Annotated in this window: 12 protein-coding genes and 1 tRNA gene; 11 read left to right on the plus strand and 2 right to left on the minus strand. The window is 61.7% G+C overall.

Annotated elements, in window-relative coordinates:
* Positions 1 to 169 precede the first annotated feature (169 nt).
* The 4 genes from infA to IB263_RS02705 all read left to right on the plus strand — a co-directional run bounded on the left by infA (position 170) and on the right by IB263_RS02705 (position 1,791).
* Complete coding sequence (infA, locus tag IB263_RS02690; protein WP_004435948.1) at positions 170 to 388, plus strand: translation initiation factor IF-1; 219 nt, start codon at positions 170 to 172, stop codon at positions 386 to 388.
* A gap of 148 nt (positions 389 to 536) precedes the next feature.
* Positions 537 to 1,157 carry a Maf-like protein gene (locus IB263_RS02695; protein ID WP_034797002.1) on the plus strand — a complete coding sequence of 207 codons (621 nt, stop codon included), beginning with the start codon at positions 537 to 539 and terminating at the stop codon, positions 1,155 to 1,157.
* Entirely contained in the window at positions 1,126 to 1,374 is a 249-nt protein-coding gene (gene yacG / locus IB263_RS02700) for a DNA gyrase inhibitor YacG (protein WP_051659366.1), read from the plus strand. The genes IB263_RS02695 and yacG overlap by 32 nt, the downstream gene beginning before the upstream one ends.
* Before the next feature lie 341 nt (positions 1,375 to 1,715).
* Positions 1,716 to 1,791: transfer RNA gene (locus IB263_RS02705), tRNA-Phe, on the plus strand.
* A 78-nt stretch (positions 1,792 to 1,869) separates the two neighbouring features.
* Here IB263_RS02705 and IB263_RS02710 read toward each other — a convergent pair.
* The gene (locus IB263_RS02710; RefSeq protein WP_034796999.1) at positions 1,870 to 2,769 is read right to left on the minus strand and encodes a LysR family transcriptional regulator; all 900 of its coding nucleotides are present in this window, start codon (positions 2,767 to 2,769) and stop codon (positions 1,870 to 1,872) included.
* Between the two features lie 98 nt (positions 2,770 to 2,867).
* Between IB263_RS02710 and IB263_RS02715 the strand changes: the two genes are divergently transcribed.
* From IB263_RS02715 to IB263_RS02745, 7 genes are all read left to right on the plus strand, one after another.
* Positions 2,868 to 3,938 (plus strand): 4-oxalomesaconate tautomerase, encoded by a 1,071-nt coding sequence (locus tag IB263_RS02715; RefSeq protein WP_192437544.1) that lies wholly within the window; start codon positions 2,868 to 2,870, stop codon positions 3,936 to 3,938.
* Between the two features lie 54 nt (positions 3,939 to 3,992).
* Positions 3,993 to 4,973 carry a tripartite tricarboxylate transporter substrate binding protein gene (locus tag IB263_RS02720; RefSeq protein WP_226020659.1) on the plus strand — a complete coding sequence of 327 codons (981 nt, stop codon included), beginning with the start codon at positions 3,993 to 3,995 and terminating at the stop codon, positions 4,971 to 4,973.
* Between the two features lies 1 nt (position 4,974).
* Positions 4,975 to 5,496 (plus strand): tripartite tricarboxylate transporter TctB family protein, encoded by a 522-nt coding sequence (locus IB263_RS02725; RefSeq protein WP_192437546.1) that lies wholly within the window; start codon positions 4,975 to 4,977, stop codon positions 5,494 to 5,496.
* A 1-nt stretch (position 5,497) separates the two neighbouring features.
* Positions 5,498 to 7,003: a tripartite tricarboxylate transporter permease gene (locus IB263_RS02730; RefSeq protein ID WP_192437549.1), complete on the plus strand. Its 1,506-nt coding sequence runs from the start codon at positions 5,498 to 5,500 to the stop codon at positions 7,001 to 7,003.
* Positions 7,004 to 7,197: 194 nt separating this feature from the next.
* A complete protein-coding gene (locus tag IB263_RS02735) occupies positions 7,198 to 8,244 on the plus strand; it encodes an acyltransferase (RefSeq protein ID WP_034796993.1) in 1,047 nt (348 codons plus the stop codon).
* A gap of 177 nt (positions 8,245 to 8,421) precedes the next feature.
* Entirely contained in the window at positions 8,422 to 10,185 is a 1,764-nt protein-coding gene (locus tag IB263_RS02740) for a flagellin (protein ID WP_192437551.1), read from the plus strand.
* Between the two features lie 254 nt (positions 10,186 to 10,439).
* The gene (locus tag IB263_RS02745; protein WP_034796981.1) at positions 10,440 to 10,661 is read left to right on the plus strand and encodes a hypothetical protein; all 222 of its coding nucleotides are present in this window, start codon (positions 10,440 to 10,442) and stop codon (positions 10,659 to 10,661) included.
* 104 nt (positions 10,662 to 10,765) lie between these two features.
* On the opposite strand, the gene IB263_RS02750 is transcribed toward IB263_RS02745, so the two are convergent.
* Positions 10,766 to 12,013, minus strand: a complete 1,248-nt coding sequence (locus tag IB263_RS02750; protein ID WP_089043372.1) for a glycosyltransferase family 2 protein — start codon at positions 12,011 to 12,013, stop codon at positions 10,766 to 10,768.
* Between the last annotated feature and the right edge of the window lie 44 nt (positions 12,014 to 12,057).

A 12,057-nucleotide genomic window follows, 5' to 3' on the forward strand; every position in this document is an offset into this window, starting at 1 on the left:
GCTATAGCGGCTTCGCGCTTCTGATCCGACGCGCGGCACAGTAGCCCGTCACAAAAGCGCAAAAGCCGGTCTTAGATGGTTCACAAATCCTCGTCGATTGTGTAGTTTCCGGCGAATTTTTCGGGATACCTGACGGTTCCCTAAACAAAGATAGAAAGAACAGTCCTACATGGCGAAAGAAGAAGTCCTTGAATTTCCGGGCGTGGTCACCGAATTGCTTCCGAATGCGACCTTCCGCGTGAAGCTCGAAAACGAGCATGAGATCATCGCTCACACTGCCGGTCGTATGCGCAAGAACCGCATTCGCGTGCTTGCCGGCGACAAGGTTCTCGTTGAAATGACCCCGTACGACCTTACCAAGGGCCGTATCACCTACCGCTTCAAGTAAGCCGCTCCGGCTCTTAGCAATTCCTGGAGCATTTCCGCTTCTACTTCGAATCGCGAAAACGCTCTAACCTTTTGGTTGGATTGCAATTCCAGACGTAAACCGCCTATCGCATTTTGCTGGAATTGCTTTGGAGTGACGGCTCGTTCCGATGACAGTGGCCAAGAAACTGATACTTGCGTCCGGTTCGCCGCGTCGCGTCGAGCTTCTGGCGCAAGCCGGCATCGAGCCCGCGCGCCTGATGCCGATGGATCTCGATGAGACGCCGAAGCGTGCCGAACATCCGCGTTCGCTCGCAAGGCGCCTGTCGGCCGAAAAGGCGCGAGCGGCGCTTGCTGCAGTCAAGGGCGAGGCCGGCTGGGACGGAAGCTACATTCTGGCAGCCGATACGGTCGTTTGCGTTGGCCGCCGCATCCTGCCGAAACCGGAACTCGTCAGCGAAGCCTCGAGCGCGCTGCATCTTCTTTCCGGCCGCAGTCATCGCGTCTACACCGGCGTCTGCCTGATCACCCCGGACAAGACCGTGCGCCAGAAGGTCGTCGACACCAAGGTGCGCTTCAAGCGCCTGTCCGGTTTCGATATCGAGAGCTATCTCGCCTCGGGCCAATGGCGCGGCAAGGCGGGCGGCTACGGCATCCAGGGCATCGCCGGCAGCTTCGTGGTCAAGCTCGTCGGCTCCTACAGCAACGTCGTTGGCCTGCCGCTTTACGAAACCGTCAGCCTGCTTGTCGGCGAAGGCTATGACGTGCACAATCGTTGGCTGGAAGGCTGAACGAGTGACCGACGAAACGAAGAAAAGCGCTTCGAACGTTGCGCCCCTGCGTGCACCGCGCCCGTGTCCGGAATGTGGCCGGCCGTCGCATCGGGAACACTATCCCTTCTGCTCCGACCGCTGCCGCAACGTCGACCTCAATCGCTGGCTCTCCGGCTCCTACGCTATTCCGGTCGCCGACGACGAGGCGAAGGCCGACGACGGCGACGACCGCTAGGCGTACCGCTGCGGCCGGACCCGCCGGTCCGGCTTTTCCTTCCCCACATCCTCTTTGCCGCGAACGACGCCTCGAAGATCCTCGCGCGTCACCGGGTGCGGGCGATCATCTTTTTCGGCTTCCAACGGCCACTTTCCACGAAAAATGGACCAGGGAGAGGATGCGATCTCTCTGAAACTCCTCGCTTTTTCGGCGTTTCGATTGTCCACAGGATTTCGGTCAAAAAACTTTCATTTGGCGCTGGACACCGCCGAACAAGATGCTATAACCCCGCTCGTTCCCGGGGCAAACACAAGCGCCCCGATGGTTCCGAAAGGAGCCGATGCCCGAAACGGCAGGATGCCCGGATAGCTCAGTTGGTAGAGCAGCGGATTGAAAATCCGCGTGTCGGTGGTTCAAATCCGCCTCCGGGCACCATTCTTTCTTCTCGAAGATCTTGGTTCCTTCAAGCGCTGCCGTGTCGTTTCCTTGCGTCCGCTGTGCGGCTGCGCTCCTTCAATACGTCGTCCACTCCTGCACCAACATCTCGCGAAAGCGGATGGCGGCCGGTGATAGCCTGCCGCCGCGGCGTTCGACAAGGCCGATGGTGCGGCTGACGGTGGGGGCGGTCAGCGGCACGGTGGCGATAACAGGGTGTTCGACCTGGGGTGTGGCCAGCCGCGGCATCACGGAGATGCCGAGGCCCGCCTCGACGAGGCCGAGCGAGGTCGAGAGGTGGTTGACCTCGTAGAACCAGTTGAGCTGCACCTGGGCCGTTGTCAGCGCCCGGTCGAGCACGGCACGGTTGCCGCTGGTCTTACTGACGCCGATGAGCGGGTGGCCGGTCAGATCCGCCCAGGTCAGTTGCTTCGAGGTCGCCAGCGGATGATCGCGGCGGCAGGCGAGCACGAACGGGTCGTCGACGAGCGGCGTGAAGCTGAGATCAGGGCGCGCCGCCCCAGTGATGTTGATGCCGAATTCGACCTCGCCGTTGGCGACCGCATCAAGCCCCTCATTGGCCGAGAGATCGAGGATTCGGAAGCGGATTCCCGGGAATTTCTCGTTGAAGGATTGCACAACCCTGGGAAGAAAATAGAAGGCCGCGGTCGGGACCGAGGCGATGGTGACCTGGGCGCGGTGTCGCCCACCGAGGTCGCTGATCGAGAGGATCGATTCCTCGAATTCGTCGACCAGACGCCTGACCAGTGGCAGAAGCTCCCGCCCGACCTGCGTCGGCGCCACGTGCCGGGTCGTGCGTTCGATCAACTGCGCGCCGACGGAGGCTTCAAAGCCCTTGATCCGCCGTGAAAGCGCAGGTTGTGAAAGATTGAGCTGGCGGGCAGCTTCGTTGAACGAGCCGAGGTCGAGTACGGCGAGAAAAGCCTTGAGGTCGAGGAATTCGAAATTATTGCGCATATCGGAATAATTACGCCATTCTTTGCATTTCACAACAGATTTGATCCGTGAGATCCCTCCGATCAGCCGGTTGCGGCCGGTTCGAAGGAGCATGCGGAATGGATGACTTGATCAGGATACCCTGCGTGATGATGCGCGGCGGAACGTCGAAGGGACCGTTTTTTCTGTCTCGCGATCTTCCGGCTGATCCCGTCGAGCGCGACCGCCTGCTGATCGAAATCATGGGCTCCGGCCACCCGCTGCAGATCGACGGTCTCGGCGGCGGCAACTCGCTGACGAGCAAGGTCGCGATCGTCGGTCCGTCGAGCCGTCCGGAAGCTGATGTCGATTATCTCTTCGCCCAGGTGAAGGTGCTGGAGCGCAGCGTCGATACGGCGCCGAACTGCGGCAACATGCTCTCGGCCGTCGGCCCTTTCGCCATCGAGGCCGGCCTGGTTCTGCCGACCGGCGACGAAACGGTCATCAAGGTTCACAACGTCAACACCGGCAAGATCATCGACGCCCGCATTCAGACCCCCGGCGGCGCGATCGCCTATCAGGGAGAGGCCGCCATCGACGGCGTGCCGGGCAAGGCCGCCCCTGTCTATCTGGCCTTTCGCGATGCGATCGGCGCCAAGACCGGCCGACTGCTGCCGAGCGGCAAGGCGACCGATGTCATTCTCGGTCTTGAAGTGACGCTGCTGGACGGCGCAACGCCGGTGGTGATCATCACCGCGGAGGATATGGGCTACAGCGGCTCGGAGCCCGCTGCAGCTTTCGACGCCGATACGGATTTCATGGCCCGGCTCGAGGAAATCCGGCGGGAGGCCGGAAGGCTGATGGGGATGGGGGATGTCAGCCAGTCGGTTCTGCCGAAGCCGGTGCTGATCGGGGCGCCCGCGAACGGCGGCGATCTGGCCGTACGCTATTTCACGCCCGCCAATTGCCACACCGCGCTTGCAACGACCGGTGCCGTAAGCCTCGGTTTGGCGGCAACGATCCCGACCGGCCTGGTGGGTCGGCGTTTTCTGGAGCTTTCGCTGCCGGCGACGCTCGCCTTCGAGCACCCGACCGGTGAACTGCGGGTAAGGGTCGAGAAGGCCATAGGAGACAATAGCCCGACTGTGTCTGTGATGCGCACCACGCGTCGGCTGTTTGAAGGTGCGGCTCTTGTTCGCAAAGACGCTTAGGGTCTTGCAGAGCAACGTGTCGCGAATGCATTAACGAACTGGGAGGAGAACAAAATGCCCATGAAATTTACCCGTCGCGTCGCCTTGGCCCTGTGCGGGGCCGCCATGACCATGTCGGTCGCAGCCCCTGTGATGGCGCAGGATGCCTATCCGTCCAAGCCGATCACGCTGGTGGTTTCCTATGCCGCCGGCGGCGGCACAGATGCCATCGCCCGCGTCTTTGCCGCGCGGCTTGAAAAGGCGCTCGGCGGTCGCGTCATCGTCGAAAACCGCCCGGGTGCCGCCGCCAACCTTGGGACCGAAGTTGCCGCTGCGGCTGATCCCGACGGCTACACCCTGCTGATCGGCAATCAGGGCCCGATGGTCGTTAACCCGCATATCTTCAAGCTGAAGGCCGATCCGGGCACGGACCTCGATCCGATCGCGATGATCGCGGATGCGTCCCTCGTCGTCGTTGTCGGACCATCGCTCAAGGTCAACACGCTCGGCGAACTGGTCGAGGCGGCCAAGTCCGGCGAACTGGTCTATGGTTCGGCCGGCAACGCCTCGGCCAGCCATCTCGGCGCGCTGCTGCTCGGCCAGACCGCCGGCATCAAGGTCAGGCACGTTCCTTACAAGGGCGCAGGCCCGGCGGTGAACGACCTCGTCGGCGGCCACATCGACTTCATGGTCACCACCATTCCCTCGGCGATCGGGCTGATCGAGAGCGGCACGCTGAAGGCGCTTGCCGTCACCGGCGACAAGCGCTTTGCGAGCCTGCCGGATGTGCCGACCGCCATTGAAGCCGGCGTTCCGGGCTACACGGCCTCGGCCTGGTATGGCCTCGTCGGTCCGAAGGGCATGCCGGCGGACGTAAAGTCGAAGCTCGAGGCGGCGACGACCGAGACGCTCAGCGATGCCGACGTGCTCGACAAGCTGAAGAACGACGGCGCCGTGCCGTCCTCCATGGGCCCCCAGGCCTTTGCCGATTTCATGGCCAAGGAGCGCGCGCGCTGGGGCGACGTGGTGAAAGCGGCCGACATCAAGGTCGAGTAAGATGGAAGCCACGTCCCCGAACACTGAAACCGAGCCCTCTGCGGGAGGGCTCGGCCGGGAGAGGCTTGCCGGCATCGTGCTGGTCGGCCTCGGCGGGCTTGGCCTGTGGGCCGGCTCCGATCTGCCCTTCATCACCTCGGAAGGCGTCGGCTCGGGGCTGATGCCGCGGCTGCTTTCCCTCGTCATCCTGGGGCTCGGGCTCCTGCAACTGGTGCTGAGCCGAAAGGATCCGGGGCCTTCGACCGGCCGCTGGGCGATCCGCGAGACGATCCCCGTCATCCTCGGCGTCGTTCTCTTTGCCGTTACGGTGCGTGGCTATCATCTCGGTCCGGTTACCATTCCCGGTCTCGGCCTCTCGATCGCCTGTCCGCTGGCGGTCGTCGCTTCCGGCCTGGCCGCGCGCGATGCGCGCCTTGGCGAACTTCTTGTCTTTGCCGCCGTGCTAACAGCCTTCTGCATCGGCCTCTTTCGCTATGCGCTCGGGCTTTCGGTTCCCGTTGCGCCCTGGCTTCTAGGATACTGAGATGCTGGACGTCTTTATCAATCTCGGCCTCGGCATGACCGTGGCGTTCACCCTGCAGAACATCGCGCTCTGCTTCATCGGCTGTCTCATCGGCACGCTGGTGGGCGTGTTGCCCGGCGTCGGCCCGGTCGCCACCATCGCAATCCTGCTGCCGGTCACCCTCTCGCTCGATCCGACCGGCTCGCTGATCATGCTCGCCGGCATCTATTACGGCGCCCAGTACGGCGGCTCGACCACGGCCATCCTCGTCAACATTCCCGGTGAGGCGACCGCGGTCGTCACCGCCATCGACGGCCACAAGATGGCACAGAAGGGCCAGGCGGGGCTTGCGCTCGGCCTGGCGGCGATCGGTTCGTTCTTTGCCGGCACGGTTGCCACCATCGTGATTGCCGCTCTCGGCGTTCCGATGACACGCATGGGCCTTCTCTTCGGCCCGACCGAGTATTTTTCGCTGATGATCATGGGCCTCGTCTTTGCCGTCGTGCTGGCGCACGGCTCGCTTCTGAAGGCGGTGTCGATGATCCTCGTCGGCGTGCTGCTCTCCTGTGTCGGCGCCGATATGGAAACGGGTCGCGAGCGCATGACCTTCGGCGTTGAAATGCTCCAGGACGGCATCGAATTCGTCGTGCTGGCCATGGGCATCTTCGGCTTCGGCGAAATCTTCAAGAACCTCGCCGACCCGGAAGCCCGCGATGTCGTGCGCAGCCGCATCGGCCGCCTGTGGCCGACGCCGAAGGAACTCAAGGAGAACTTCCCGGCGATCCTCCGCGGCACCTTCCTGGGCTCGGTGCTCGGCGTCCTGCCGGGCAACGGCGCGATCCTTGGCCCCTTTGCCAGCTATGCGGTCGAAAAGCGCATCTCGAAGCGGCCGCAGGACTTCGGCCATGGCGCACCGGCGGCCGTCGCCGGCCCGGAAAGCGCCAACAATGCCGGCGCGCAGACCTCGTTCATCCCGCTTCTCACCCTCGGCCTGCCGCCGAATGCGGTGATGGCGCTGATGGTGGGCGCGATGATGATCCAGGGCATCGTGCCCGGGCCACAGGTGATCGAGCGCAATCCGGAACTGTTCTGGGGGCTCATCGCCTCGATGTGGATCGGCAACCTCATGCTGGTCATCATCAACCTGCCGCTGATCGGTCTGTGGGTGAAGCTGCTGCGCGTGCCCTATCGCCTCCTGTTTCCGGCCATCGTCTGCTTCTGCTGCATCGGCCTCTACTCGATCGCCAACGATGCGGCCCAGGTAATGATGGCCGCCCTGTTCGGGATCATCGGCTACGCCCTCTACAAGCTCGAATTCGAGCCTGCGCCGCTGGCGCTCGGCTTCGTGCTAGGCCGCTTGCTCGAGGAGAAGCTGCGCCAGTCGCTGATCATCTCCGGCGGCAGCCCGCTGACCTTCCTGCAATCGCCGCTGTCGGCAATTCTGCTGGCGATCGCCGTCATGGCGCTTGTGATCGCCATCTCGCCGTCGATGCGGCGAAACCGCGACGAGGTCTTCAAGGAAGCCTAAGGTTTGCTTCTAAACGTTGGAAAGGCCACGGGCACGCCGCGCCCGTGGCCTTTCTGTTGGGCTGGCGGGCGAGGTATCGTCGCCGATCGGTCAAGAACATCGCTCCTCTTCACAAGTGCGCGGAAGCGGCGTAATCTCCAAGGATATTCTTAAGTAGAAATAATTTAAGTAATAGATCCTGCGGGGACAAAGGAATGGCTGCGACGGGAGCGCGCGGCGACAGGCGGGAGCAAATTGACGGGCTTCGCGTGATCGCCATGACGGGGGTATTGTACGTTCATTACTGGAACGAGCATCCCACACTTGAATCTGTTCGAGTTTCACTCTTCTTCATCATCAGCGGCTTCTTGATCGGGGTGATCCTGCTGTCGGCAAAAGACACCCAGGCAACGATCAACGTCACCAATTTCTACATTCGCCGCTCGCTTCGCCTGCTCCCGGCGCTGTTCCTGATGCTGTTCGTGGCGGCACTGTTCAACATGGATGGCATACGCAACAGCCTGGCGTGGCACACGTTTCAGATGTCGAGCCTGTATTTCGCCATCACCCAGGACTGGGAGCCCTGGGTTGCCGCGCATCTCTGGAGCCTCAACATCGTCGAGCAGTTCTACCTTACCGCTCCGCTGATCATCATCTTCCTGAGCCGGCGGCATATTTTCGTGGCCTATGTCCTCATCTTCACGATGTCGGTGATCGCCCGAACCTATAGCGACGAGCTCGGTCTTCTCGCCTGGTCAAACATCGTTCTTGCCTTTGACCCGGTGGCGGCAGGGGCGATCCTGGCGCTGGTCAAGGACAATGCCGATGTGCGGGCGGTTCTGACGAGCAAGCTCAACAACCTCGCGTCTGTCGCGATCATCGCGTCACCTCTCTTCGTCGGTTTCAAGTTCGGCCATTCGGAAACCTATAAGTTGCTTTGCATCTACGCGCTGGCCTCGATCGTTCTGAGTTCCTACATCGGATACAAGGGCGTGTCGGCCTATCTCCTGGCAAACCCCGTCACGCGCTTCCTCAGCCGCGTCAGTTACGCGACCTATGTGTACCACATGGCGCTCTGGTGGCTGGTCGCGGAACAGTGGCCGGCGCTCTACAGGGCGGGGCCGATGACGTTCCTCATCATGAGCACCATCACGGTCATCGTCGCGACGATTTCCTGGCATCTGGTGGAAAAGCACTTCGACGCCCTGAAAGCCCTGTTCCCCGTAACCCAACCGGTGCCGCTGGCGGCCGAGCGTGCCTGACCCCGCCTGCAGGGCGAGGAGCAAGGGCGCAATTATTGCCAACCATCGGAAGGGCTGACGCAATATTTGCGCCCCGAGGCGAGGTTTCTTAAGTCGGTGTTAACCACGTATTTGGTTGTATCGCCACAATCACAGCGGCCCATGAAGGGCATTTTTCAATTTTAAGATGTCACTAATATGGTCAGCATTCTCACGAACGCTGGAGCGATTTCTGCGCTCCAGACTCTGCGTACGATTAACTCCGACATGGCTCAGGTCCGCGGGCAACTGAACTCGGGCCTGAGAATTCAGACGGCGGCCGACAACGCCGCCTATTGGTCGATCTCGACAACCATGCGCTCCGATGCCAAGGCCGTGTCTGCGGTCCAGGACGCGCTCGGGCTGGGAGCGGCCAAGGTCGAGACGGCCTATGCGGCGATGGATGCCGTTACCGGTATTCTCAGCGAGTTCAAGGCCAGGCTGGTGACGGCGAGGGAGCCCGGCGTCGACAAAGGCAAGCTCCAGAAGGAGCTCGACCAGCTCAAGCAGCAGATCCTGAGCATCGTGGATTCGGCGAGCTTCAGCGGACAGAACTGGCTGAGAACCAATGTCTCCGACATCTATGACAGCGATCTGAATCGCACGTCCGTCGCCTCCTCGTTTTCGAGAGACGCCCGAAACGGCGTGTCGCTGAACACGGCCGACTTTTTCCTGCGGGACTCCTCGCTGTTCAACAGCACCGGCGGCGGCATCCTGCAGGCCGACACGCGGGATCTGAGGACCGTCGGCGGGATCCGCTTCGTGACCTCGGTCGATGTCGACGGCTACACCACCAACAGCAACTACAACAACCGGGCGGGCCAGGCTGGCGAATTCGTGTTCCATTTCACGGGGCCGCTCAGTTTTTCGAACGCGGGCGACAAGATCACGTTTGACGTCATCGTCGACAAGGACAGCAGCTCTCAAGGTCTCTCGCTGCCGCTACACGCCGGAAAGACGACCTCGGTCACCGTCGATCGCACCACCGTCGATACGGTGCTCGGCGCCGCTGCCAACGGCGTGATATCGAACTACACGCAATATGCAGCAGTGCTCGACCACGCGGTCAAACAGGCGGGGGCCGGCGCCACGGTCAAGACATATAGGCACCCCTATGAGCCCTACGCCCCCATTATCAATCAAATCGGCTTCATGACACAGCAGAATTCCGGCCTCGACGGGTCCTATGTCGAGGTCGCCAATCTGGTCGTCAGCACGTCGAGCGGCGGCGGAGCTGGTCTCGTTGAAAACTCGGATTTCGGCGAGCGCGGATCGGAGATGACGCTGACGTTCGAGCAGTTCGAGGTCTACAAGGACGTCGTCGTATCCTTCAATTTTTCGGTGAACGGCGAAGCTCCCAGCACCCATTCCTTCGACCGCAATCAGGTGAACGCGCTGCTGGGCAAGGATACCGGCAAGATCGAAACGGTCGACGAGATGGTGACGGTGCTTCAGTCGCTCATCACCCGGCCGAACACCATCATTCAGAACAACGGCTCAGGCGGCATCCTGATAAAGTCCGATCCGGCCGTCGATCGGAAATCCGGTGCCGGAACCTTTATCGGCTTCACCAACATTGACGTGAACATCGAACCGATCGCCCGCAGAAACTTCCTTGACGTCGATATCGCGGCCAACCCGCAATCGGTCGATTCCTATCTCCACTACATCGAAGTCGTCCTGCAGCGGACCATCGATGGTGCAGCGGCGCTCGGTTCGCTGCTGTCGCGCATCGACATGCAAACGACCTTCGCTCAAACGCTGATGGCGACGATCGACAAGGGGGTCGGGCGCCTGGTGGATGCCGACATGAACGAGACATCGACGCGGCTGAAGGCCTTGCAGTCGCAGGAGCAACTCGGCATCCAGGCTTTGCAGATCGCCAACTCCGACGCTCAGAACATCCTGCAGCTCTTCCGCTGAGACAAGCCGCAGAGGTGGATTTGGAGGGCGCGATTAAGAGGGGAGAACAGCGTCCGCTCTGCGGACCTGCCTCGACTGACCCCGGAACATAACTCAGCCGAGGCTCCTCGGCTGTCACCTGCGTTACAGGCGTGTCGCAGCTTCTGCCTATTCTGGCGCCCGGGAGGACCTGAGCGGCGCAGTTCGTCGCCGCACAATTTAGGCCGCGACATCCGGAAAAAACGGGGGCGTGGCCGGGTCAACGAGGATTAGACATGCGTAAACTTGCGACACTCTCTCTGGCAGCTTTGGTGACTGCGACGGTCGCCGTGGGCGGCGTTGCTCCGGCATTTGCCGGCGGAAGCTACTACAAGGGCGTATCGACAACGCCCATCAACGAAGGCCACAAGAGCGAGAAGTACAACCCTGAGGCCAAGGTCGTGAACCGCCCACCGCCGCGCAACGGCGCCTATTACAAGGGTATCATGCGCAAGTAATGCGGTATCCGTGGGGCGTGCGTGGCCAAGCGGCCTTTTTGCCCGTCGCGCTACCCGGCATAACCTGCGAAACAAACGAGGGCGCCAGCGGCGCCCTTTATGTTTTAAAGCAGAACGTGGTTGAGGATGTCGCTTTCGCTGACCACTAGGTTCGGCAGGTGCCCCTTGCGAAGATAGTGCTTGCGATCGCTGTCGGCCGTGACGAAGACGGCGGTGCGGGCAATTTCGTCCGGCGTGAGCTCCGTTGTACCGGGAACGACGGCGATATGGGAGCGCAGGCCAAGGTCACGCAACAGCTCTTCGATCGCACCATGGTCTTCGACGCCGTGCAGCACCAGACGATCGATCTCGGCGACCGCGTTCGTGTGCCACATCACCGTCTGCAGGGCGACCATGAGCGGCAGAACGCCCTTTGATCGCTGCAGTTCGGGATGGTGTTCGAAGCCGCCGAGCATCAGGCGAGTATAAAGCTCATAGGCGCGGATGTAGTCCTTCTTCGCGAGCCACATGCGCAGGGCGACCGTCATGCGCAGCATGGTGAAATCCCTCACCTGCGCATCGAGATAGGCCCGGCGCTCCGGTGTTAGCCGCACGGCGCCGCGCTTGGCACCGGAATAGAGAAAATATTCAAGGCCGCCGCGGTAGCTGTCCCAGGCGGTGAGCACGTCGGCATGGCCGGCTTGCGGCCGGTCGCGGGCAATCTTCGAACGGGTGACCTGTCGGTAGAACGGCTTTCTCAGGAAGGCGACGGCGCCCTGCTCCAGAAAATGGGCGAGATAGGCGAAGGCCCAGTAGGCGAAGTTCCTGGGCACCCAGGCCGACCGTAGCGCCGACGCCCGGTAGATGCCGATTTCCGGAAACACGTGTCGCTCGCAGAGGAAGTCGAACACTTCCTCGGAAGCGCGCTTCTTGAACTTCGTGTCCTTGTCGACGATGTAGAACGGCGGATCGTCGCGCTCCTCGACTTCGTCATGCGTGTACCAGGGCGCGTAGCAAGCGGTGACTTCCGGATTGAGATCCAGGTAGCGGATCGCCTCGCGCATGCCTTCATTGATCAGGATGTCGTCGTCGGCGAGATAGAGCACATATTCGCCGGTCGCGCGGCTGAAGGCGCTGACGACGTTGGCGCCGGAACCGTAGTTCTCCGCCTGCCTGAGGTAGCGGATCGGCAGGCCCTTGGCGATGAAACGCTCGGCCACGTCGCGCGTGTCGTCCGTAGACGCGTTGTCGGAGATGATGATCTCGTACTTATAGGAGAATTGATAAAGGTCGACGAAGTAGGCGAGCGACTTCTCGAGAAAGGCTGCGCGATTGTAGGTTGGAATGCAAATGCTCAGCTTAACCTGGCTCACGCGTCTCTCCATGGTGCTTTTCTCGCGCGGTTTCCAGTCTCTTC

The organism is Ensifer sp. ENS03 (genome assembly GCF_014852035.1).
GTDB classification, from domain to species: Bacteria; Pseudomonadota; Alphaproteobacteria; order Rhizobiales; family Rhizobiaceae; genus Ensifer; species Ensifer adhaerens.